The following is a 22,200-nucleotide window of genomic DNA, read 5'->3' as shown; positions in this document are numbered from 1 at the left end:
GCGCGCATGTCCAAGGCACGCACATCTCCCATCCGCACCGGCCTCGTGCATCTGGCGCTCAGCGCCTATACGCTGGTCGCGCTGTTTCCTGTCTTCCTCACCATTGTCAACTCGTTCAAGGATCGCGCCTCGATCTTCCGCGAGCCGCTGATGGTGCCGACGCCGTCGACCTTCAGCCTTGTCGGCTATCAGACGGTGCTGGGGCAGGGTGACTTCGCTACCTATTTCCAGAACAGCTTCATCGTCACGATCGTCTCGATCCTGCTGGTGCTGCTTTTCGGCGCCATGGCGGCCTTCGCACTGTCGGAATATCGCTTCCGCGGCAATATGCTGCTCGGGCTCTATATGGCGATCGGCATCATGATCCCGATCCGCCTCGGCACGGTGGCGATCCTGCAGGGCATGGTGGCAGCCGGTCTCGTCAATACGCTGACGGCACTTGTCCTGGTTTATACCGCGCAGGGCATACCGCTGGCGATCTTCATCCTGTCGGAATTCATGCGCACGGTTTCGGACGACCTGAAGAATGCCGGCCGTATCGACGGGCTTTCCGAATATGCGATCTTCTTCCGCCTGGTGCTCCCGCTGGTGCGCCCGGCCATGGCAACGGTCGCCGTCTTCACCATGATCCCGATCTGGAACGATCTCTGGTTCCCGCTGATCCTGGCGCCGGCAGAGGCGACCAAGACGGTGACGCTCGGCTCGCAGATCTTCATCGGCCAGTTCGTCACCAACTGGAATGCGGTGCTGGCGGCACTCTCGCTCGCCATCCTGCCGATCCTCGTCCTCTACGTCATCTTCTCGCGCCAGTTGATCCGCGGCATCACGTCGGGAGCCGTCAAATGAGCCAGGAGAAACCGATCCGTGTTCTCGTTGCCGGCCTCGGCAATATGGGCCGCAGCCATGCGCTCGCCTATCACAACAATCCCGGTTTCGAGATCGTCGGTCTCGTCAACCGCTCGACGCCAAAGCTGGAGCGCGAGCTGCAGGCCTATACGATCCATCCCGATTTCGCGACGGCGCTTGCCGAGCTGAAACCGGATCTCTGCTCGATCAACACCTATTCCGACAGCCATGCCGACTATGCCGTCGCCGCCTTCGAGGCCGGCTGCCATGTGTTCGTCGAAAAGCCGCTGGCGACCACCGTTGCCGATGCCGAGCGGGTCGTCGCGGCAGCGGAGAAGGCCGGGCGCAAGCTGGTGATCGGCTATATCCTGCGCCATCACCCGTCCTGGACGAAGCTGATCGAGGAGGCGCGCAAACTCGGGCCCCCCTATGTCTTCCGCATGAACCTCAACCAGCAGTCCAGCGGCCCGACCTGGGCGACTCACAAGTCGCTGATGCGTACGACCTCGCCGATCGTCGATTGCGGTGTGCATTATGTCGACGTCATGTGCCAGATCACCGACGCAAGGGCCGTCGAGGTGCGCGGCATGGGGCTGCGCCTGTCCGATGAGATCGCTGCCGACATGTATAATTACGGCCAGCTGCAGGTGCTGTTCGAGGACGGTTCGGTCGGCTGGTACGAGGCCGGCTGGGGGCCGATGATTTCGGAGACCGCCTTCTTCGTGAAGGATGTGATGTCGCCGAAGGGCGCGGTGTCGATCGTCATGGATCCGAACGCCAAGTCCGACGATATCGACACGCACACTAAGACATCAGTGATCCGTCTGCACACGGCCGAAACCGGCCCGGACGGCAAGTTCGTCCGGCCCGACCAGGATATGAGGATGACGGGCGAGCCCGGTCATCAGGCGCTTTGCGACCTGGAACAGGCCTTCATGCTGAGGGCGATCCGCGAGGATCTGAACCTCGATCGCCATATGACGGATGCGGTGGCGTCGCTGCGCATCTGCCTCGCCGCCGATGAGAGCGTGCGCACCGGCCAGCCGGTCAGATTGTAAGGGAAAAACAGTGGGATCGCTTCAACTCAAATCCATCCGCAAGACCTATGGCACGCATGAGGTGCTCAAAGGTATCGACCTCGAGGTCAAGGACGGCGAATTCGTCATCTTCGTCGGACCGTCGGGCTGCGGGAAGTCGACGCTCTTGCGCAGCATTGCCGGTCTCGAGGACGTCACGTCGGGCGCTGTCGTCATCAACGGCCGCGACGAGACACTGACGCCGCCGGCCAAGCGCGGCATTGCCATGGTGTTCCAGTCCTATGCGCTCTATCCGCATCTGACGGTCAAGGACAATATGGGCCTTGGTCTCAAGCAGGCCGGTACGGCCAAAGAGGAGATCGACAGCCGAGTCGGCAAGGCGTCCGGCATGCTGTCGCTGGAACCTTATCTCGCACGCCGGCCGGCCGAACTATCAGGCGGTCAGCGGCAGCGCGTCGCGATCGGCCGCGCCATCGTGCGCGAACCGGAACTCTTCCTGTTCGACGAGCCGCTGTCGAACCTCGATGCGGCGCTGCGCGTTCAGACCCGCCTCGAAATCGCCCGGCTGCACCGCAGCCTGAAAGCGACGATGATCTATGTCACCCACGACCAGGTCGAGGCGATGACGCTTGCCGACAAGATCGTCGTGCTGAATGCCGGCGCGATCGAGCAGATCGGCTCACCGATGGAGCTTTACAACCGCCCGGCCAACGTCTTCGTCGCCGGCTTCATCGGCTCGCCGCAGATGAATTTCATCGCGGCCGAGAAGGTCGGCGATCACAGCGCCAAGACGATCGGCGTGCGTCCTGAACACATGACGCTGTCGCGCGAACAGGGGACCTGGGCCGCGAAGGTCGTGCATGTCGAGCATCTCGGCGCCGACACGATCATCTATCTGGAATCCGAGCAGTGCGGCCTGCTGACGGCGCGGCTGTTCGGCGAGCATCAGTATGAGCCCGACGAGATGGTTTATGCGACGCCGGATCAGGCGCGCGTGCACCGCTTCGATGTCGATGACCGGGCGATCCGCTGAGGTGTCCTTTCCCTTCTCCCCAGCGGGGAGAAGGTGGCCCGAAGGGACGGATGAGGGGGCTGCACGCCAGAACATTTGTTATTGTTGTGCTGAGCGAGCAGGGCAATCAATGCTGTGCCGTGTGGCCCCCTCATCCGCCTGCCGGCACCTTCTCCCCGCTGGGGAGAAGAGATTCGTGGCAATGCCTTCGCCTCTTCTCCCTGGCCGAAGCGAGATGGATCTGACAAGGCTGTCGTCTCCTCCGTCATTCCGACAATGAAAAAGGCGCCGTTTCGCGGCGCCTTTTGCGTGAGCGGTATTGGCGAATATCAGTCGCGGATGATCAGCAGATCGGCCGCCATGAAGCGCAGCGTCACCGTTTCGCCGGCCTGCGGCGGCGTGGTGCCGGGGCTGTTGAACATGTCGAAGGAAATGACGTTGCCGCCGACATTCATGCGGGTGCGGATGACCGAGCCAAGGAAGTGCGCGGAGACAACCTGGCCGGTCAGCGCGGTATCGCTTCTGGCGCTATCGGAGAGCGAGCCTGCTTCAGGACGCAGCGCCAGCGAGATGGTCTCGCCGGCCTTGTGGGCTGCGACCGACTGCTTCAGGGTGATTTTCTGATCGCCGATCTGGATGAGGTTGGCGTCGGGATCGACGACCTTGGCCTCGATCAGGTTCAGGGTGCCGACGAAGGAGGCGACGAAGCGCGTTGCCGGCGTATTGTAGATCTCGAAGGGTGAACCGATCTGGTCGGCCTTGCCGGCATTCATGACGACAATGCGGTCGGAGATCGACAGCGCCTCTTCCTGGTCGTGGGTGACGAAAACAGTGGTGATGCCGAGCTGCTGCTGGATCTGGCGGATTTCTTCGCGCAGCGACACGCGGATCTTGGCGTCGAGTGCGGAGAGCGGCTCGTCGAGCAAAAGCACCTGCGGCTTGACGGCAAGCGCGCGGGCGAGCGCCACACGCTGCTGCTGGCCGCCCGACATCTGGTAGGGAAAGCGATCGGCCAGGTGATCGAGCTTGATCAGGCCGAGCATTTCCTTGACGCGGGCGTTGATCTCAGGCTTGGCGGCGCCGGCGACCTTGAGGCCGAAGGCGACGTTGTCGTGCACCGTCATGTTGGGGAACAGCGCATAGGCCTGGAAGACCATGCCGATATTGCGCTGGTTCGGCTTCAGCGCGCTCTGGTCCTTGCCGTTGATGGTCAGCGTGCCGCCGGTCGGTGTTTCAAAGCCGGCGATCATGCGCAGAACGGTCGTCTTGCCGCAGCCCGACGGTCCGAGGAAGGAGACGAACTCGCCCTTCTCGATGTTCATGTTGAAGTTCTTGACGACCTGGACCGGGCCGAAGGATTTCTGAATGTTGTTCAGTGTGAGAAAGGACATGAGCCAGATACCTTAAGCCTTTGCCGGGCGGGCTTTGCCGAAGCGGGAAACGAGGTTGAGCAGGCCCATGCTGAGCCAGGTGATCGAGAAGGCGATGACGGCGAGGGCCGAAGGCTCATAGGCCTTGTTGGCGCCGACAAGCTGCAGGTAGGGGCCGAAGGCCGGACGGTTCAGCAGCGCGGCGAAAGTGAATTCGCCCATGACGATCGCAAGCGTGATGAAGGCGCCTGACAGCACGCCGCTCATGACGTTGGGGAAAATGCACTTGAACATGATGGTCGTCCAGCGGGCGCCGAGGCTTTCGGCCGCCTCCGTTAGCGTGCGGACGTCGATGGCACGCATGGCGGTATCGACGGCGCGGTACATATAGGGCAGGGACAGGGTGATATAGGAGAACACCAGCAGGATGTTGGTGCCGGTCGTCGAACCCGTCAGCGGCAGGTAGGACGACGAATTGTACATCCTGAGGTAACCGAAGACGATGACGATCGCCGGAATGACGAGTGGCAGCAGCGTGATGAATTCGACGACGGGGCGCATCTGCGGCAGGCGCAGGCGCACCCAGTAGGCGGTCGGGACGACGAGCAGCATGCCGAAGACGATGGTGAGCAACGCCATCAGCATGGAATAGCCGAAGGTCTCGCGGAACTGGGCGTCCGAGAAGACCGATTGATAGGCATCGAAGCTGTATTCGCCGCGGCGCATGCGCAGCGAAAATTCGATAGTGCCGATCAGCGGAATGACGAAATAGGATGCACCCAGAATGATGGCGATCCAGGCTCCAAGACGTTGAGCTTTCATTTCTGCCACCGTTCGGCGCGCATGCGCAGCATGAGATACAGGATGTTCGAGACGCCTGTTATGACGATCATGCCGAGCGCGATGGCATAGCCGAGGTTGGCATTGTGCAGGACGTCGCCGCGGATCTGTGCATAGAGCAGGATCGGCACGATGTTCAGCGAGCTGCCGGTCAGCGCGAAGGCGGTGGCAATGGCGCCGAAGGCATTGGCAAAGAGGAGCAGCGTCGTGCCGAGCAGGCTCGGCCAGAGGATCGGCATTGCTACCATCGTCCAGTATTGGCGATTGGTGGCGCCGAGAATCTCAGAGGCTTCGCGCCACTCCTTCTTCATGCCGTCGAGGGCCGGCGTCAGGATCAGCACCATCAGCGGAATCTGGAAATACATATAGGTGATGGTCAGGCCGAGGAAGGACAACAGGTTGAAACCGGTGCCGTAAAGATTGAAACCGAACCACTCACGCAGGAACATCGTCACAAGACCGGTGCGGCCGAGCGTTGCGAGGAAGGCGAAGGCAAGCGGCACGCCGGCAAAGTTCGAGGCGACGCCGGAAAAGGTCAGAAGCGTCGAGCGCACCGAGGCGGGCAGGCCGCCGAGCACGACGGCCCAGGCGAGGAAGAAGCCGATCAGCGCCCCGCCGAGGGCGGAGGCGACCGAAACGCGGATACTGATCCAGTAAGCGCTCATGATCGATGGGGTAAAGAGATCGCCGATATTCTTCAGCGTGAGGTCGCCCTCGGGCGTCAGGAACGCGCCGGCCACAAGATAAAGCGTGGGGATGATCAGGAACAGCAGAGAAAAAATAATGAAGGGTGCAATGCCCAGCCAGTCGATCACGCGATCTCTGTTGATCAAGGGGGCGCTGCTTACCATTGGCGTTGAAACCGTGCTCATGGAAAAGCTCATCCTGGGGCGTCGGAGTGAGAAAACCTCCCCGCCTTTCGGGCGGGGAGGCCGGATCGGAGATTACTTGACGGCGGCGCCGACGACGGAATCCCAGTTCTTGGTGATGGCTTCCTTGCCGGCAGCCTGTTCTTCGAGCGTCGGGAAGACAGCCTTTTCATAGGCTGCTGCCGGCGGCAGCTTGTCGAGCAGGTCCTTCGGGATCTTGTTGTTCTTGGCAAGATCGTTGAAGCGGATCGGGTGGCAATAGCCCTTCAGCCAGCCGAGCTGACCTTCGTCGGAATAGAGATATTCCATCCACAGCTTGGCAGCGTTCGGGTGCGGAGCGAAGGCGGAAATCGCCTGGACGTAGACGCCGGCAACGACGCCCGTCTTCGGAACGACGACTTCGAACGGAGGGTTGCCCTTCAGGCTTTCGCCCCAAGAGAGGGCGTTGTAGTCCCAGGCGACGATGATCGGGGTGGAACCCTGTGCGAAGGGAGCTGCCTTGCCGACGACCGGCACGAAGTTGCCGGCCTTATTGAGGTCGGCGAAGAACTTCAGGCCTTCTTCGCCTGCCTTGGCGGCGTCACCACCGGATGCGGAAAGACCGGCGGCATAGACGCCCTGGACAGCCTGGTTGGCGCTGCGCGGATCGCCTGCGAGGGCGACGCTGTTGGCGTAATCGCTCTTCTTCAGGTCAGTCCAGTCAGCCGGCGATTCCTTGACGAGGTCCTTGTTCACGAGGAACGAGAGAACGCCGTAATAGTCGCCGTACCAGTAGCCTTCGGCATCCTTGGCGCTATCCGGAATGGAGTCCCAGGTGGAGACCTTGTAAGGCTGGATCAGGCCGTCCTTCTTGGCGGAGGGGCCGAAGGAGAGGCCGACGTCGATGACGTCGGGAGCCTGCGGGCCGGTGTTGCCCTTGTTGGCCTTGATCGCTTCGACTTCGTCGCCCGAACCGGCATCCGGGTTCAGTTCGTTGACTTCGAGGCCATACTTGGCCTTGAAGCCGGCAATGACGTCGCCATAGCCGCACCAGTCATGCGGAAGAGCGATCGTCGTCAGGGTGCCTTCCTTCTTGGCGGCGGCGATGAGTTCAGCGCTCGGCTCAGCGGCGGCGATCGCGGTCGAAGCCACGATCATCGCAGTAGAAAGCGACAGCAGTCGAGAAAGGTTAGAGATCACTGTTGTTCTCCTTCGGGTTTTCAGTGTCTGGCGATGCTGTTAATCAGCTTACATGAAGCTTGTGTGACGGTTGGATGACGGTAGTTTTGCATAAATAGCAGGCGTTTGCGTCAAATGTTTCATTTGCGACAGCGTGACGTATTTCGGCAAAAATCCGTCATTGTTTTTTCCTCTCCTTTAGTCTTGTCCTCCTAGCCCGGTTTACGGAAAAGCTTGGTCTGTTCGAACAGGCCCTCCAGTGTCTTCATGCGCTCCTTCGTCTCGTCCCAGGTCGAATTTTGAACGGCCTCGATCAATGCTTCGACGATGAAGAGGGTGACGACGGAGGAATCCCAGGCCGATGGCGCCTCGATCCGGACGCGGAAGGCATGCCGGGCGAGTTTGGCGGCCGGCGAGCCCCATTGATCGGTGAAGACGACGATCTCGGCGCCGCGCTTGCGGGCGGCCGTGGCGAGGCTGACCATTTCCTGCTCGTAGCGGCGGATGTCGAAGATGATCAGGATGTCGCCGGCATTCATGTTGAGGACATATTGCGGCCAGCTGCTGGAGTTCGACGACAGCAGTGTCGTTGCCGGCCGGATCACCTGCATGTGGGTGAAGAAATATTCGGCAAGCGCACCGGTGATGCGGCCGCCGACGAAATAGAGACCGCGTTTGCGATCGGACAGCAGCGAGGCGACGCTGTCGAAGGTTGCGGTGTCGAGATCGGTCAATGTCTGGCGCAGATTGCCCATGATGGCATCGGCGAAACGATTGAGGATGTGGGTGCCTGGGGCGTTCTGCGCCCACCGATCGTGCTTGGCGATGGGGTTCGAGATCGTCGCCTCGACCTCCAGATGCAGATGCGCCTGAAAGTCCGGATAGCCCTTGAAACCGAGCTTCTGCACCATGCGCACGACGGTCGGCGTCGAGACGCCGGCATTCTCGGCGATGGTGGTGATGCTGCCGAGACCGGAAACCGGATAGTTGTCGAGAAGGCTTTCGGCCAGTTGTTTCTCGGCACGAGTCAAGACCCCGAAATGCGAGTGTATGACGTCCGAAACCGTCTTCGACGCAACTGTCACTTCAATGCTCCCCGGGATGGTCTGGCGCCACTTTCCCAACCAAAGTTAACAACGCTGTCATAATCCATGTCAACTGCTGTCATGAAAAGAAATTTTCAGGGGACGCTTGACACTGACCGAAACCTGAAGAATTCTTTTCTATAAATATTTTATTAATGGATAAGGAGTGGCGCCTTTGGTGCTGGCCCGGCCGAAAATCCTCAGCGAAGCGGACGGCGACTGCGTCGGGATCGAGCGCATCGACGGTCGGAGCCCGGTGTTGATCGTCTGCGAACACGCTTCGAACACGCTTCCCGCATCTTTCGGCGATCTTGGCTTGCCTGACGAAGCGCTGTCGAGCCACATCGCCTGGGATCCGGGGGCTCTCGCAGTCGCGCGTGGCATATCGGACGGCCTCGACGCGACGCTCGTCTACCAGCGGTTCTCACGGTTGATCTACGACTGCAATCGGCCGCCCAGTTCGCCCGGCGCCATGCCGGAGACGAGTGAGATTTACGCCATTCCCGGCAACAAGGATCTGACCGCCGAAGAGCGTCTTGCCCGTACCGATGCGCTTTACGTACCCTTCCACGACGCCATTCGCGGGCTGATCCGCGATCGCCGGGCAAGGGGGCAGGACAGCGTTATCGTGACCATGCACAGCTTCACGCCGGTCTATCATGGCCGCGAACGCGCCGTCGAACTCGGCATATTGCACGACGAGGACAGCCGGTTTGCCGATCGCATGCTGGAGGCTGCGGCCGAAGCGCCGCTTTACAGGACGCAACGCAATCAGCCTTACGGGCCCGAGGACGGCGTGACCCACACGCTGATCCTGCACGGGCTTTCGAACGGCTTGCGCAATGTAATGATCGAGGTCCGCAACGACCTCATCACAGACGATGTCGGCCAAGGGGTCATGGCCGACTATCTAAAAGGGTTGCTCCAGCAAAGCCTGGACGCCTGACAAAAAAGAAGACCCGAGGGAGCAGTCTAACTGCGAGCGTCCGCACGGCGAAAATGCCGCGGACAATTTGGCACTGAACCGGCCCGCAATCCCGCGGCCGATCGTGAACAGGGGGAAGTCATGTCTGACTATACCGATCAGGATAAGACGCAGGACGTCCATGTCCTGCACTCGATGGGCTACGCCCAGGAACTCGAACGGCGTATGAGCTCGTTCTCAAATTTTGCGATTTCATTTTCGATCATCTGCATCCTTTCGGGCGGTATCAATTCGCTCGCGCAGGCGACGTCGGGCGTCGGCGGTGCCGCGATCGGCATCGGCTGGCCGGTCGGCTGCATCATCTCCCTGTTTTTTGCCCTCGGCATGGCGCAGATCTCGTCGGCCTATCCGACGGCCGGTGGTCTTTATCACTGGAGTTCCATTCTCGGCACCCGCTTCACCGGCTGGCTCACCGCATGGCTGAACCTGCTCGGCCTCATCACCGTTCTCGGCGCCATCAATATCGGCACGGCCCTGTTCCTCGGCGGCACGTTTGGCGCTCAGCTCGGCATCGCCGATGCCAGCGGCGTCGTCTCGCCCGGCATGCAGGTCGTTCTGGTCGTGCTCTTCACGATCGTGCAGGCTGCCATCAACCATTTCGGTATCGGCCTGACGGCAAAGCTCACCGATTTTTCGGGGACGCTGATCCTTGTGACGGCCGCCGTGCTGACGATTGCCTGCTTCTATTTCGCCCCGACCCATGACTTCTCGCGTCTATGGACGTTCACCAATTATTCAGGCGATGCCGGCGGCGGGGTTTGGCCGCAGTCGGACAGCATGTGGTATATTTTCGGCCTGGGCCTGCTTCTGCCGATCTACACAATCACCGGCTACGACGCCTCCGCTCATACCTCTGAGGAAACCAAGAAGGCAGCGCTGTCGGTGCCGCGTTCGATGGTGTCCGCGGTTATCTGGTCGTCGCTTGCCGGCTGGGTAATGCTTTCGGCCTTCGTCATCGCCATTCCCGATATGGCGGTGGGCGCAAAGCAGGGCTGGAGCGTGTTCTTCATGACCATCAACGCCATCATGCCGGCCTGGCTGGTCACGCTGCTTTACATCGCGATCTTCATCTCGCAGTTCCTGTGCGGCCTTGCGACTGTTACGTCCTGCTCGCGCATGATCTTTGCCTTCTCGCGAGACGGCGGCATTCCGGTGGGCTCGAAAACGCTCGCCAGCGTCAGCCCGAAATTCCGCACGCCGGTTGCGGCGATCTGGACGGGTGCGGCTCTCGAAAGCCTGTTCGTCTGGGGCGCGCTGTTTATCTCGGTCGGCGAGGCAAGCCTCTATGTCACCGTGGTCAACGCGACGCTGATCTTCCTCTTCCTGTCCTTCCTCTTCCCGATCGTGCTCGGCATCTTCGCCTACGGTACCAAGAAGTGGCCGGCACCGGGACCGTGGAATCTCGGCGGCGGCCTCTACAAGGTGGTCGGCGTTCTCGCGACGCTCGGCATGATCCTCATCGTCTACATCGCGATCCAGCCGCCGAATGACAAGGTCTTCGAGATCACCCTCGCCTTTATCGTGCTGGCGATCGTCATCTGGTTCGCCGTTGAAAAACGTCGCTTCCAGGGCCCGCCGATCGGCGACATGATCGCCAAACGACGGGGCGAAATCGCCGCCGCGGAAGCGGCTGTCGGCGAAACCGGCACCGTCGCCGTCCCGGCGAATAGTTAGGCATATTGCAAGGAAACGGGGCCGCAGCCTGCGGCCCCATCACCGGTTCAACGAAAAGGCATCAGGCCCGCATCCGGCCGGGGGCATGCGATTTCGTTGCCCCGATTTTCTCAATTCCAATGTCAGGCGGATCAATCATGAGCAGCTACACATTCGACGATCTCAAGAAGGATGTTGCCGAAGGGCGCATCGATACGGTTTTGGCCTGCCAGGTGGACATGCAGGGCCGGCTGATGGGCAAACGTTTCCAGGCGGAATATTTCGTCGAAAGCGCCTGGAAGGAAACGCATAGCTGCAACTATCTGATCGCCACCGACATGGAGATGGAGACGGTCTCCGGCTATAAGGCGACGAGCTGGGAAAAGGGCTACGGCGACTATACGATGAAGCCGGATCTTTCGACGCTGCGCCGCATTCCCTGGCTTGAGGGCACGGCGCTGGTGCTCTGCGACATGCTCGATCATCACACCCATGAGGAGATCGCCCATTCCCCGCGCGCGATCCTGAAGAAGCAGGTGAAGCGCCTCGAAGACATGGGCATGAAGGCCTATATGGCCTCCGAACTCGAATTCTTCCTGTTCGACCAGAGCTACGAGGCTGCGCATAGCGCGGGCTACCGCAATCTCAAGCTCGCCAGCGCCTATAACGAGGACTATCACATCTTCCAGACTACCAAGGAAGAAGAGGTGATGCGGGCGATCCGCACCGGCCTGCAGGGCGCCGGCATTCCGGTCGAAAACTCCAAGGGCGAGGCTTCCGCCGGCCAGGAGGAAATCAACGTGCGCTATGCCGATGCGCTCGCCATGGCCGACCGGCATGCGATCATCAAGAACGGCTGCAAGGAGATCGCCTGGTCGAAGGGCAAGGCCATCACCTTCCTCGCCAAGTGGAATTACAACGCTGCCGGCAGCTCCTCGCATATTCACCAGTCGCTCTGGAGCCTCGAGGAAAAGCCGCTGTTCTTCGATCACACCGGCAAATACGGCATGTCGCCGCTGATGCACAATTACGTTGCCGGGCTTCTCGCCCATGCGAGCGAGATCACCTATTTCCTGGCGCCTTACATCAACTCCTACAAGCGCTTCATGGCCGGCACCTTCGCGCCGACCAAGGCGATCTGGAGCAAGGACAACCGCACCGCCGGCTATCGCCTCTGCGGTGAGGAAACAAAGGGGATCCGCATCGAATGCCGCGTCGGCGGCTCCGACCTCAATCCTTATCTCGCCTTTGCCGCGCTGCTGGCCGCCGGCATCGACGGCATCGAGAACAAGCTTGAGCTCGAAGCCCCCTTCGTCGGCGACGCCTATGGCGGCAAGGATATTCGCGAAATTCCGCGCACGCTGCGCGCGGCCACGACCGCGATGACCGAATCGGCAATGCTGCGCAAAGCCTTCGGCGACGAGGTTATCGATCATTACACCCGTGCTGCCGAATGGGAGCAGGAAGAATACGACCGCCGCATCACCGATTGGGAAGTGGCGCGCGGGTTCGAAAGAGCTTAATAGCATTTTGCGGGTTGCTTGCCCCTCACCCTAACCCTCTCCCCGTAAAAACGGGGAGAGGGGACGTGCCCTGCGAGACGTTGGCGAGGGCCGGAGAGGGTGCGGCTATCCCCCTTCGCCCCGTTTACGGGGAGAAGGTGCCGGCAGGCGGATGAGGGGCTATGGCCCTCGACGGAATTTTTGATCAATACGAGGACGGAAATCGATCATGGCAATGATCCAATGCATTTCACCGATCGACGGATCGGTTTACGCGGAGCGTGCAGCGCTTTCTCTCGATGCCGCCAAGGACGTGGTGGCGCGTGCCCGCAAGGCGCAGAAGGCTTGGGCGAGACGGCCGCTTGAAGAGCGTGTTCAGCTTGTCCTGAAGGGTGCTGCACGGCTGAACGAGATGTCCGACGTCGTCGTGCCGGAGCTTGCCTGGCAGATGGGCCGGCCGATCAAGTATGGCGGCGAATACAAGGGCTTCAACGAACGCTCCAACTATGTCGCCTCGATCGCAGCGGATGCGCTGGCGCCTGTTGTCGTCGAGGAGAGCGAGCGTTTCGAGCGCCGTATCGAACGCGAAGCGCATGGCGTCGTCTTCGTCGTCGCACCCTGGAACTATCCCTATATGACGGCGATCAACACGATCGCACCGGCATTGATGGCCGGCAATACCGTGGTGCTGAAACATGCCTCGCAGACATTGCTCGTCGGCGAGCGGCTGGTACAGGCCTTCGTCGAGGCCGGCGTTCCCGAGGACGTGTTCCAGAACGTTTTCCTCGATCATGAGACCACGTCGGCGCTGATTGCCGCCGGCAGCTTCAATTTCGTCAACTTCACCGGATCGGTCGAAGGCGGCCGCTCAATGGAGCGGGCCGCCGCCGGCACCTTTACCGGCCTCGGTCTCGAACTCGGCGGCAAGGATCCGGGCTACGTCATGGAAGACGCTGATCTCGATGCGGCCGTCGACACGCTGATGGACGGCGCGACCTATAATTCCGGCCAGTGCTGCTGCGGCATCGAGCGCGTCTATGTGCATGAATCGCTCTACGATGCCTTCGTCGAGAAATCGGTCGCCTGGGTGTCGAACTACAAGCTCGGCAATCCGCTCGATCCGGAAACGACGCTCGGGCCGATGGCGAACAAGCGTTTCGCCAAGGTGGTGCGCGAGCAGATCGCCGATGCGGTCGCGAAGGGCGCCAAGGCGCTTGTCGACCCCAAGCTTTTCCCCCAGGATGACGGCGGCGCCTATCTCGCGCCACAAGTCCTCGTCGATGTCGACCATTCCATGGCCTTCATGCGCGAGGAGACCTTCGGTCCGGCCGTCGGCATCATGAAGGTGAAGAGCGACGAGGAGGCACTCGCCTTGATGAACGACAGCCAGTACGGGCTGACCGCCTCGCTCTGGACCAAGGATGTCGAGCGGGCCGCGCGTCTCGGGCGCGAGATCGAAACCGGCACCGTCTTCATGAACCGCGCTGACTATCTCGATCCGGCGCTCTGCTGGACCGGCGTCAAGGAGACGGGCCGCGGCGGCTCGCTGTCGATCATCGGTTTTCAGAATCTGACTCGCCCGAAATCCTTCCACCTGAAGAAAGTCACAGCATGAGCAGCAACATCACCGCAAACTGGAGCTATCCGACATCGGTCAAGCTCGGCCGGGGCCGCATCAAGGAACTGGCGGACGCCTGCAAGAGCCTCGGCATCAAGAAGCCGCTGCTTGTCACCGACCGCGGCCTCGCCGCGATGGCGATCACCAAGAATGCGCTCGATATCCTCGAAGACGCCGGCCTCGGCCGGGCGATCTTCGCCGATGTCGATCCGAACCCGAACGAGAAGAACCTCGAGGCCGGCGTCAAGGCTTTCAAGGACGGCGGCCATGACGGCGTCGTTGCCTTCGGCGGCGGCTCGGGCCTCGATCTCGGCAAATGCGTCGCCTTCATGGCCGGCCAGAGCCGGCCGGTCTGGGATTTCGAGGATATCGGCGACTGGTGGACACGTGCGAGCCTCGAAGGCATCGCCCCGATCGTCGCGGTGCCGACGACGGCAGGCACCGGTTCGGAAGTCGGCCGCGCCAGCGTCATCACCAATTCCGTCACGCATGTGAAGAAGATCATCTTCCATCCGAAGTTCCTGCCGGGTGTCGTCATCTCCGATCCGGAACTGACGGTCGGCATGCCGAAGATCATCACCGCCGGCACCGGCATGGATGCTTTCGCCCATTGCCTGGAGGCCTATTCCTCGCCCTTCTATCACCCGATGTCGGCCGGCATCGCGCTCGAAGGCATGCGGCTCGTCAAGGAATTCCTGCCGCGCGCCTATCGCGAAGGGACCGATCTCGAAGCCCGCGCCAACATGATGTCAGCCGCCGCCATGGGCGCGGTCGCCTTCCAGAAGGGGCTCGGCGCCATCCATGCGCTGTCGCACCCGATCGGCGCCGTCTACAACACCCATCACGGCATGACCAATGCGGTCGTCATGCCGGCGGTGCTGCGCTTCAACCGCGCCGTGATCGAGGAGAAGATCGGCCGGGCGGCCGCCTATCTCGGCATTTCGGGCGGTTTCGACGGCTTCTACGATTATGTGCTGAAGCTTCGCTCCGAACTCGGCGTGCCGGACACGCTGACGGCTATGGGAATCGCCCCCGACCGCATCGACGAATTGTCGGCCATGGCGATCGAAGATCCGAGTGCTGGCGGCAACCCGGTGGCGATGACGCTTGAGAATACCAAAGCCCTTTTCAGGGATTGCTTCTGAGAATTTGAGGGTGGACCTGCATATTGGCCCGGAAGGCTTTGGCTTTCCGGGCTTTTTTCGTCTTGGGGCATCCCCAATTTTAGGGATGTGAAAAATACCGACTGCAATTTCGCCGCGCGCGTTTCGATTTTGTTAACCATGATTGGAAAGGATGGGTTAACCGCACGATGCTCCGACGGTGCGTAAAAAGAGCGATTCCGGCTCGCGCCATTTTTCCTCCGAGGACCGAACATGCCTGTCATTACTTTCGCAAACACCAAGGGCGGCGCCGGCAAGACGACCGCTGTTCTGCTGCTCGCGACCGAGCTTGCCCGCAAAGGTTACCGCGTCACCATTCTCGATGCCGATCCGCAGCACTGGATTTCGCGCTGGCATGAGATCTCTGGCGATGTGGCCAATATATCCGTCATCGATTTCGTGACCACCGCCTCGCTGCCGCAGCATATCAGCGAGAACAAGCATAATACCGACTATTTCATCGTCGACCTGCCGGGCGCGCGCAATCCGCTGCTCGCCACCGCCGTCGGCCTTTCCGACCACGTGCTGATCCCGATCCAGGGCTGTGCGATGGATGCGCGCGGCGGCGCGCAGGTGCTCGAACTGCTGCAGTATCTGGACGAGAAGGCGGGCATCAAGATCGGACATTCGGTGGTGCTGACCCGCGTCAACTCGATGGTGACGACGCGGGCGCTGCAGCTCGTCAAGTCGCTGCTCAGCGAGCGGCACGTGCCGGTGCTGGATACGGCGATCATCGAGCGCTCGGCCTTCCGCGACATCTTCGACTGTGGCGGTACGCTGCACACGATCGACCCGTCACGCGTCAGCAATCTCGACAAGGCGCGTGAGAACGCCACCTGTTTTGCCGAGGAAATCATGCGCAAACTGCCGGTCAGGCTGACGGCCTCGGCCCGCATGGCAACGGCAGCCTGATAGTTTCCCGTATTCTCGAATGAAATGCGTCCGGTTCGTCCCGTGACGCATTTCGTCTTTCAGGCGGTTGCGGAGCGGCCGCCCTCATTGAGGGAGTGGGCCAGAAGGTCGGAAAGGCGTCTTTTGACTGAGGCCAGTTCGTCCGACATGCGATTGCGTTGCCGCGGCAAACCTATGTCGACCACTTCGAGAATACGCCCCGGCCAGGGGCGCATCACGACCACGCGATCCGCGAGAAAAGCGGCCTCTTCGATATCGTGCGTGACCAGCAGCATCGTCGTGGCATTCACACGCCAGAGATCGATCAAATGATCCTGGAGTTCGACACGCGTCATCGCATCGAGTGCTGAGAAGGGCTCGTCCAATAGAAGCACGGAGGGTTTTGTCACGAGCGCGCGCGCCAAGGCCACACGCTGAGCCTGTCCGCCGGACAATTCTTTGATCCAGCGTTTCTCATAGCCGGCAAGGCCGATCTTCTCCAGGGCCGCCGATACCTGCTCCTCGCGTTCGTCGCTTGCCAGATGGCGCAGGCCGAAACCGATATTACCCGCAACCGTCAGCCAGGGAAAAAGCCGGAGCTCCTGGAAGACGATATTCACGAGCGCGTCCGGCTCCGTCAGCCGCTGTCCCTCCAGGCTGATCTCGCCCTGGGTGGGCGCTTCCAGGCCTGACAACAGCCGCAGAAGAGTGCTCTTGCCGCAGCCCGACCCGCCGATGACTGCGATCAGCTCGCCCTTTCCGACCTTCAGGGAGAAATCTTGCAGCGCATGCGTTCCGTTGGGATAAATCTTGGAGAGAGAGCGGATATCGAGCATGTCAGATCCCGCTCGTATGACTGTCGCGCCAGCGCAGAAACGGTGTGGTCGCAATCAGAAGCAGGCTGTCGGTCGCCTTGCCGACAATGGCAAAGATCAAGATAGCGGCCAGGATCTGATCCGGTTTTCCGAGCTGCTGACCGTCCACCAGGAGATATCCCAGCCCCTCCGACGCACCCATGAATTCCGCCGCGACGACGAACATCCAGCCGAGACCGAGGCCGGCGCGCAGCGCCAGGACATAATCGGGAAGGACTGCCGGCAGCAGGATCAGGCGAATGAGTTCGAGCCCGGAAAGCCGGAAGACGCGGCCGACCTCGACGATGCGCCGGTCGACGCCGACGACGGCGCCGTAGACCCCGAGATAGACCGGGAAGAAGACACCGACGGCGATCAAGGCGACTTTGGAGGCCTCGAAGATGCCGAACCACAGGATGAACAGCGGTACCCAGGCGATCGACGGAATGGCTCTGAGCGCCTGCAGCGTCGGATCGAGCAGACGCGCGAGCAGCCTGGAATACCCGGTCAGCGCGCCGAGCACGGTCCCCGCCAAAGAGCCGAAGGCAAATCCGATCGTCACTCTGCGCAGCGTCGCGCCGACATGCGTCGCCAAATCGCCCGATGCCGCCAGCGTATAGACCGTATAGAGAATTTTCGAAGGCGGGGGCATCAAACGGCCTCCGACCGTCCCGGTGCGGACCAGGATCTCCCAGGCGGCGAACAAGACAACCGGAAACAGGATGCCGACCATGGGGTGATCGAAAGACGAAACCCGGCGCAGCCGGGTCTTCCTTCCTGTTTCTGTATTGCGCCATGACAGCGCTATATCCACCAACGACATGGGGATGTGTTTCCTATCGCGTCACTGGCCGAGAGCGGCGGAGACGTAGCTGGGATCGATCAGTGCCGATACCGTCTGCTTGATATCGACATCCGCCTTGATGACATCGGCCTTTTGCAGGGCGAGGCCTGCGGCTACGATCGTCTCACGCTGTGCGTCGCCAATGACGGAATAGCCGAGATTCGTGCGCTCCAGCTGGCGATCGATCACGGTCTCGGGCAGCTTGGTGGCGGCGACGAGGGCGGCTTTCAGCTTGCCCGGGTCTTTCAAGGCTTCAGCGCGTGCCTTCTCGTAGGAAGCAAGCACGCGTTTGACGATATCGGGGTGGGCAGCGGCAAACTCTTCACGCACGTTGAGAACGCCCCAGCTGTTGTTCTCCGGCTTGCGGTAGAAGAGCACATCGCCATCTTCGATCTCGGCGGAGGCCATGATCGGATCGAGGCCCGCCCAGGCGTCGACATCGCCGCGCTTCAGCGCAAGCCGTCCGTCCGCATGCTGCAGCAGAACAAGCGAAACGTCCTTTTCGGTGAGGCCGGCATCAGCGAGCGCGCGGACCAGGAAAATATGCGGATCGGTGCCGCGCGTCACGGCGATGGATTTGCCCTTGAGGTCCTCGACCTTGGCGATGCCGGTATCGCTGCGTGTGACCAGCGCGGTCCATTCCGGACGCGAATAGACGTAGATGGATTTGATCGGATTGCCGTTGATGCGGCCGATCAAGGCCGCCGCACCGGCGGTCGAGCCGAAGTCGAGGGAGCCGGCATTCAAGAATTCCAGCGCCTTGTTGGAGCCGGCGGACTGGACCCAGGTTATCTTGATCCCGTCCTTTTCGAATTCCTTTTCCAGGATGCCTTCATCCTTGAGGATGAGGCTGACCGGGTTATAAGTCGCCCAATCCACCCGAATTTCCGAGACATCGGTAGCCCGTGCCGTCCCGACTGCGACCAAACCCGCGAACACGCTCAAAGCCAAGCGAATAAACGATTTCATACGACCTCCTAAATGTCAGGAGATGAAATCTACAGATTTAATGGCTTTTGGCGCGCTTTCAGATTCCAAACTTCAGGATGGGAGAAGTAAATTTGAACTGCCGCTCCGGGGGGCGCTAGATTGTTGTGTCAAACGGCGGGCGGCGCCGATCTCGCCCGTGTCTTCGTCAATCCACGAACTCAACGGTCACGCCCGGCTTGACCATCTTGGCAAGCTCGGTGGCATCCCAGTTGGTCAGGCGAATGCAGCCGTGGCTCTGGGTACGGCCGATCTTGGAAGGCTCGGGCGTGCCGTGGATGCCGTAGGTCGGCTTGGAGAGCGCCATCCAGACGGTGCCGACGGGGCCGTTCGGGCCGGGCGGAATGTTGAGGATCTTGTCGTTGGCGCCCTGCTGGAAATTTATCTTCGGATTGTAGGTATAGCCGGGATTGAAGGCGACGCGCTCGACCGTCACGGTGCCCGACGGCGAGGGCGTGTCGGTGGAGCCGATCGATGCCGGATAGGCTGCGAGCAGATTGCCGGCGCTGTCATAGGCGAAGACCTGTTTGCGGCCCTTGTCGGCTATGATGCGGGCAACCTCGCCGCTCTTCGGCTCGCCCGGATTGACGACCTTGATGACCGTGCCGGCAACGCTGAAATCGGCGCCGGGGTTCATCTCCTTGAGGAAGGCTTCATCCATGTGGAAACGCTCAGCCAGCATTTCAGTGGTTGAGGTGTAGGCAAGCGACGGCAGCAGCGCCTTATGCGAATAGTCTTCCGGGATCTCAGCGACGAAGGGGCCGGCGGCATCCGCCGGCGTGATCGTATAGCTGACGACCGGCAGGCCGCCGTTCATGCGCAGCTCTTCCAGAATGGCATCGGTGTCGTTGGGATCGAGCTTCGACCCGGTCATCTGGTCATAGGCATAGATGCCCTTGGTGACGTTCGAGCCCATATGGCCGTCGATGACGCCGGGAGAGATGCCGGCGCGGTCAAGGAAGACCTGCAGCGCGACGATCTCGGGCTTCGACTTGTTCTTCAGTGTGATGACGGGTTCATCAGGCGCGGCCTTCGGCGCGTCGGCGGGCGGAATCTGCTGGTCGGGATCGATCGAGGCATAATCGTCGCCGGGTTGCGGATTGCCGATGCTGTTATCCTCGGGATAAGGCTGCCCATCGAGCGGCTGGCGTTCGATCGCCGCATCGCGCGGGATGCCGCCGGTGACCGCACCGCGCTCGGAATAACGCGTATCGCCATCCTCGGCAGAATAGGGGTCGTTGGCGCCCTGGTCGGCATAGACATCACGCGAGCCGGGCCGGGGCGGATAGTAGCCGCGGGCGCGCATCTCGGTGGCGACGATGTTGCCGTAGTCGTCGATCAGCACGCGGTTGCCGCTGCGGTCGCGGGCATAGATATAGCCGCGCGGGACATAATCGAGGATTTCGCCGCTCGGCGTCACCAGCACGACATCGCTCTGACGGCGGTCGCGGAATTGCTGCGCGCCTGCTTCCGGCGCTGCAGCCGCAATGGCTGCCAGCACGGCCGCAAGCGAAAATGCCGACTTCAAAAAGCGATTCACGTCTCAAAACCTCGAACAGTGACTGGCAGACACACACCTGCGAATTTTGACGCTAGTGTGGAATTTATGAAAGCGTACTGAACAAAATATGAAAATCCCTAAGATTTCCTTTTACTCATAAACGTTTGCGTCTCCGTGTCAGTTCCCCAAAATCCATGGTTGCGGCAAAAACACAAGATGCAGATGGCGCCGATTGACGAAGAGCGGTGGGAAACCTAACGCTACGGCCGCCGACAACCTCCTGAGGAGACTGCGATGATCGAATTTGCCGCCGTAAGCGGGCCGCGCCTGATGCTCGATGAAACATCGGTGTTGGATATCGGCGGATGCATCGTCGAAGGCGTCGATATTGCACCGAAGCGCGCCATTCCCGACGATGGCGATCCACGAATCGATCACTCGCTCGAAGGCTTCCTCTTCACCTGCGGGCCGGACCATATCCGCCATCGCCAGCCGATCGCCGGCCGGGCCGACGGCAAGGTCTATCCGCTGCACGGATCGGCCTCCGGCCATGCGGCCAAGGTGTTGTGGACGAAGTTCGAGAATGGCAATGCCGAATGCCGCGCCGATATCGACATCGTGACCGTCGAGGGATTGCCGCAGCGCATCGAGCGGCTGTGGCGGATCGATGGGGCGACCGGCGAAGTGCTGCTCGAGGACCGGGTCGTCAATACCAGCGACCAGACGGTGCCGACCTTTCTGATGTATCACATGAATATTGGCGGCAAATGGTTGGACGAGGGCACACGGCTCGAAGGCCGGATGCTGGAAAACGGCGGCTTCCCCTGGACATTCGGCGAGGAGCCGGGCGGCATCTTCTGCGTGCCGACGCCGGCGCGGGAGGAGGGCTTTGCGGAAATCCGCCTCGGGCCTATCGCCGCGATCGGCGGCAGGACGCTCAGCGTGCGCTTCCGCGCCGACACGCTGCCTCATCTGCAAGTGTGGCGGAACCAGAAGGCGCCGGCCCATATCATCGGCATCGAGCCGGTTTCGCATCGCTGGGTGTTGCGTGACGAGCTTGAGGCAGCCGGCGAGTTCAACATGCTGGCATCAGGCGAAAGCCGCAGCTATGCGCTGACCTTCACCTTCCTGTAAGCGAAGTGTTGTTGACGCTTGCCGGGCTACCGTCGTAGACCTTCAGCCCACGATTTATGAGGAGACAAGACGATGGATATTCGCCAGATCGACGATGAATATTCGGTTTCGGGTCAGATCACGCCTGTAGACCTCGACGAGATCAAGGCGCTGGGCTTCAAATCGATCGTCTGCCACCGCCCCGACCACGAGAGCCCGGATCAGACGTCGTTCTCCGTCATCGAGGCGCGCGCTAGGGAACTCGGACTCGAGATCACCCATGTGCCTGTCGGGCCGATGGGCGTGACCGAGGAAGCGGTGCAGGGCATGGTCGATGCGCTCGATGAATTCCCGCGGCCGATGCTCGGCTATTGCCGCTCCGGCGCCCGCTCGACGGCGATCTACCAGAAAACCCACCATATCCGCAGCTAAATCCATTCCGGCTACCGATTTCACGGCGCTGCGCCGCAGCGCCGCCACGTTCCATTCACTCAGGAGACTATGATGAGCATTAAGCGTATCGACGTCGGCGCACGCATGAGCGGCGCCGTCATTCACGGCAACACGGTCTATCTCGCAGGCCAGGTCGGCGAAGGCGAAAGCGTCACCGATCAGTGCAAGTCGGCGCTTGCCGAGGTTGACCGGCTGCTGGCCGCATCGGGCAGCAACAAGTCGAAGATCCTGCAGACCCTCGTCTATCTCTCCGACATCGCTTATTTCGGCGAAATGAACGCAGCCTGGGAAGCCTGGATCGACCCGGCCAATCCGCCGGCCCGCGCCACCAGCGAAGCCAAGCTCGCAGCGCCGAAGTACAAGGTCGAGTTCATCGTCACGGCCGCGCTCGACTAACGTCGCCGCGGTTATGTCTCTGA

General features: G+C 61.2%; 21 protein-coding genes. 12 read left to right on the top strand and 9 right to left on the bottom strand.

The window, feature by feature from the left end; translation table 11 throughout:
* Positions 1–6: 6 nt before the first annotated feature.
* From RHEC894_RS14795 to RHEC894_RS14785, 3 genes are read left to right on the top strand one after another with little or no spacing between them, the layout of a single operon-like run.
* Positions 7–846 carry a carbohydrate ABC transporter permease gene (locus RHEC894_RS14795; RefSeq protein ID WP_085737832.1) on the top strand — a complete coding sequence of 280 codons (840 nt, stop codon included), beginning with the start codon at positions 7–9 and terminating at the stop codon, positions 844–846.
* The gene (locus RHEC894_RS14790; RefSeq protein ID WP_085737831.1) at positions 843–1,904 is read left to right on the top strand and encodes a Gfo/Idh/MocA family oxidoreductase; all 1,062 of its coding nucleotides are present in this window, start codon (positions 843–845) and stop codon (positions 1,902–1,904) included. Before RHEC894_RS14795 ends, RHEC894_RS14790 begins: the two co-directional genes overlap by 4 nt.
* A gap of 10 nt (positions 1,905–1,914) precedes the next feature.
* Positions 1,915–2,916: an ABC transporter ATP-binding protein gene (locus tag RHEC894_RS14785; RefSeq protein ID WP_085737830.1), complete on the top strand. Its 1,002-nt coding sequence runs from the start codon at positions 1,915–1,917 to the stop codon at positions 2,914–2,916.
* Between the two features lie 308 nt (positions 2,917–3,224).
* Here RHEC894_RS14785 and RHEC894_RS14780 read toward each other — a convergent pair whose 3' ends face one another.
* The 5 genes from RHEC894_RS14780 to RHEC894_RS14760 form a co-directional block, all read right to left on the bottom strand.
* Positions 3,225–4,286 carry an ABC transporter ATP-binding protein gene (locus RHEC894_RS14780; RefSeq protein ID WP_085737829.1) on the bottom strand — a complete coding sequence of 354 codons (1,062 nt, stop codon included), beginning with the start codon at positions 4,284–4,286 and terminating at the stop codon, positions 3,225–3,227.
* Between the two features lie 12 nt (positions 4,287–4,298).
* Complete coding sequence (locus RHEC894_RS14775; RefSeq protein WP_085737828.1) at positions 4,299–5,087, bottom strand: ABC transporter permease; 789 nt, start codon at positions 5,085–5,087, stop codon at positions 4,299–4,301.
* The gene (locus RHEC894_RS14770) at positions 5,084–5,977 is read right to left on the bottom strand and encodes an ABC transporter permease subunit (RefSeq protein ID WP_085738993.1); all 894 of its coding nucleotides are present in this window, start codon (positions 5,975–5,977) and stop codon (positions 5,084–5,086) included. Before RHEC894_RS14770 ends, RHEC894_RS14775 begins: the two co-directional genes overlap by 4 nt.
* Before the next feature lie 72 nt (positions 5,978–6,049).
* Positions 6,050–7,153 carry an ABC transporter substrate-binding protein gene (locus tag RHEC894_RS14765; RefSeq protein WP_085737827.1) on the bottom strand — a complete coding sequence of 368 codons (1,104 nt, stop codon included), beginning with the start codon at positions 7,151–7,153 and terminating at the stop codon, positions 6,050–6,052.
* A 191-nt stretch (positions 7,154–7,344) separates the two neighbouring features.
* Positions 7,345–8,217, bottom strand: coding sequence for a MurR/RpiR family transcriptional regulator (locus RHEC894_RS14760; protein WP_085737826.1), 873 nt, complete (start codon positions 8,215–8,217; stop codon positions 7,345–7,347).
* A gap of 175 nt (positions 8,218–8,392) precedes the next feature.
* Between RHEC894_RS14760 and RHEC894_RS14755 the strand changes: the two genes are divergently transcribed.
* The 6 genes from RHEC894_RS14755 to RHEC894_RS14730 all read left to right on the top strand — a co-directional run bounded on the left by RHEC894_RS14755 (position 8,393) and on the right by RHEC894_RS14730 (position 16,050).
* Positions 8,393–9,163 carry an N-formylglutamate amidohydrolase gene (locus RHEC894_RS14755; RefSeq protein ID WP_085737825.1) on the top strand — a complete coding sequence of 257 codons (771 nt, stop codon included), beginning with the start codon at positions 8,393–8,395 and terminating at the stop codon, positions 9,161–9,163.
* A gap of 120 nt (positions 9,164–9,283) precedes the next feature.
* On the top strand, positions 9,284–10,876 hold the full coding sequence (locus RHEC894_RS14750) for an amino acid permease (RefSeq protein WP_085737824.1): 1,593 nt from the start codon (positions 9,284–9,286) through the stop codon (positions 10,874–10,876).
* A gap of 137 nt (positions 10,877–11,013) precedes the next feature.
* On the top strand, positions 11,014–12,378 hold the full coding sequence (locus RHEC894_RS14745) for a glutamine synthetase family protein (protein ID WP_085737823.1): 1,365 nt from the start codon (positions 11,014–11,016) through the stop codon (positions 12,376–12,378).
* 208 nt (positions 12,379–12,586) lie between these two features.
* Complete coding sequence (locus tag RHEC894_RS14740; RefSeq protein ID WP_085737822.1) at positions 12,587–13,972, top strand: aldehyde dehydrogenase family protein; 1,386 nt, start codon at positions 12,587–12,589, stop codon at positions 13,970–13,972.
* Positions 13,969–15,120, top strand: coding sequence for an iron-containing alcohol dehydrogenase (locus RHEC894_RS14735; protein ID WP_085737821.1), 1,152 nt, complete (start codon positions 13,969–13,971; stop codon positions 15,118–15,120). The genes RHEC894_RS14740 and RHEC894_RS14735 overlap by 4 nt, the downstream gene beginning before the upstream one ends.
* Positions 15,121–15,351: 231 nt before the next feature.
* Entirely contained in the window at positions 15,352–16,050 is a 699-nt protein-coding gene (locus tag RHEC894_RS14730) for a ParA family protein (protein ID WP_085737820.1), read from the top strand.
* A 59-nt stretch (positions 16,051–16,109) separates the two neighbouring features.
* Here the strand turns inward: RHEC894_RS14730 and RHEC894_RS14725 are convergent, their stop codons facing one another.
* From RHEC894_RS14725 to RHEC894_RS14710, 4 genes are all read right to left on the bottom strand, one after another.
* Positions 16,110–16,865, bottom strand: a complete 756-nt coding sequence (locus RHEC894_RS14725) for an ABC transporter ATP-binding protein (protein WP_010068447.1) — start codon at positions 16,863–16,865, stop codon at positions 16,110–16,112.
* Between the two features lies 1 nt (position 16,866).
* Entirely contained in the window at positions 16,867–17,706 is an 840-nt protein-coding gene (locus tag RHEC894_RS14720) for an ABC transporter permease (protein WP_085737819.1), read from the bottom strand.
* A 21-nt stretch (positions 17,707–17,727) separates the two neighbouring features.
* Positions 17,728–18,696 carry an aliphatic sulfonate ABC transporter substrate-binding protein gene (locus tag RHEC894_RS14715; protein WP_085737818.1) on the bottom strand — a complete coding sequence of 323 codons (969 nt, stop codon included), beginning with the start codon at positions 18,694–18,696 and terminating at the stop codon, positions 17,728–17,730.
* 166 nt (positions 18,697–18,862) lie between these two features.
* The gene (locus RHEC894_RS14710; protein ID WP_085737817.1) at positions 18,863–20,254 is read right to left on the bottom strand and encodes a L,D-transpeptidase; all 1,392 of its coding nucleotides are present in this window, start codon (positions 20,252–20,254) and stop codon (positions 18,863–18,865) included.
* 255 nt (positions 20,255–20,509) lie between these two features.
* On the opposite strand from RHEC894_RS14710, the gene RHEC894_RS14705 reads away from it, so the two are divergent.
* The 3 genes from RHEC894_RS14705 (at position 20,510) to RHEC894_RS14695 (ending at position 22,177) form a co-directional block, all read left to right on the top strand.
* A complete protein-coding gene (locus tag RHEC894_RS14705) occupies positions 20,510–21,349 on the top strand; it encodes a DUF4432 family protein (protein WP_085737816.1) in 840 nt (279 codons plus the stop codon).
* A 72-nt stretch (positions 21,350–21,421) separates the two neighbouring features.
* Complete coding sequence (locus tag RHEC894_RS14700) at positions 21,422–21,760, top strand: TIGR01244 family sulfur transferase (protein ID WP_085737815.1); 339 nt, start codon at positions 21,422–21,424, stop codon at positions 21,758–21,760.
* A 72-nt stretch (positions 21,761–21,832) separates the two neighbouring features.
* Positions 21,833–22,177, top strand: a complete 345-nt coding sequence (locus RHEC894_RS14695) for a RidA family protein (RefSeq protein WP_010066925.1) — start codon at positions 21,833–21,835, stop codon at positions 22,175–22,177.
* Positions 22,178–22,200 lie beyond the last annotated feature (23 nt).

It is taken from the genome of Rhizobium sp. CIAT894, from assembly GCF_000172795.2.
Taxonomy (GTDB): Bacteria; Pseudomonadota; Alphaproteobacteria; order Rhizobiales; family Rhizobiaceae; genus Rhizobium.
The sequence above is the reverse complement of the archived record's forward strand: the minus strand, read 5'-3'. Positions and strand labels throughout refer to the sequence as shown.

Excerpts from the sequence above, each read along its gene's own strand:
- RHEC894_RS14705 (WP_085737816.1), top strand. The coding sequence starts at position 20,510 with ATGATCGAATTTGCCGCCGTAAGCGGGCCGCGCCTGATGCTCGATGAA.
- RHEC894_RS14780 (WP_085737829.1), bottom strand. The coding sequence starts at position 4,286 with ATGTCCTTTCTCACACTGAACAACATTCAGAAATCCTTCGGCCCGGTC.
- RHEC894_RS14700 (WP_085737815.1), top strand. The coding sequence starts at position 21,422 with ATGGATATTCGCCAGATCGACGATGAATATTCGGTTTCGGGTCAGATC.
- RHEC894_RS14790 (WP_085737831.1), top strand. The coding sequence starts at position 843 with ATGAGCCAGGAGAAACCGATCCGTGTTCTCGTTGCCGGCCTCGGCAAT.
- RHEC894_RS14735 (WP_085737821.1), top strand. The coding sequence starts at position 13,969 with ATGAGCAGCAACATCACCGCAAACTGGAGCTATCCGACATCGGTCAAG.
- RHEC894_RS14750 (WP_085737824.1), top strand. The coding sequence starts at position 9,284 with ATGTCTGACTATACCGATCAGGATAAGACGCAGGACGTCCATGTCCTG.
- RHEC894_RS14715 (WP_085737818.1), bottom strand. The coding sequence starts at position 18,696 with ATGAAATCGTTTATTCGCTTGGCTTTGAGCGTGTTCGCGGGTTTGGTC.
- RHEC894_RS14770 (WP_085738993.1), bottom strand. The coding sequence starts at position 5,977 with ATGAGCACGGTTTCAACGCCAATGGTAAGCAGCGCCCCCTTGATCAAC.
- RHEC894_RS14745 (WP_085737823.1), top strand. The coding sequence starts at position 11,014 with ATGAGCAGCTACACATTCGACGATCTCAAGAAGGATGTTGCCGAAGGG.
- RHEC894_RS14740 (WP_085737822.1), top strand. The coding sequence starts at position 12,587 with ATGGCAATGATCCAATGCATTTCACCGATCGACGGATCGGTTTACGCG.
- RHEC894_RS14775 (WP_085737828.1), bottom strand. The coding sequence starts at position 5,087 with ATGAAAGCTCAACGTCTTGGAGCCTGGATCGCCATCATTCTGGGTGCA.
- RHEC894_RS14795 (WP_085737832.1), top strand. The coding sequence starts at position 7 with ATGTCCAAGGCACGCACATCTCCCATCCGCACCGGCCTCGTGCATCTG.
- RHEC894_RS14720 (WP_085737819.1), bottom strand. The coding sequence starts at position 17,706 with ATGTCGTTGGTGGATATAGCGCTGTCATGGCGCAATACAGAAACAGGA.
- RHEC894_RS14730 (WP_085737820.1), top strand. The coding sequence starts at position 15,352 with ATGCCTGTCATTACTTTCGCAAACACCAAGGGCGGCGCCGGCAAGACG.
- RHEC894_RS14695 (WP_010066925.1), top strand. The coding sequence starts at position 21,833 with ATGAGCATTAAGCGTATCGACGTCGGCGCACGCATGAGCGGCGCCGTC.
- RHEC894_RS14725 (WP_010068447.1), bottom strand. The coding sequence starts at position 16,865 with ATGCTCGATATCCGCTCTCTCTCCAAGATTTATCCCAACGGAACGCAT.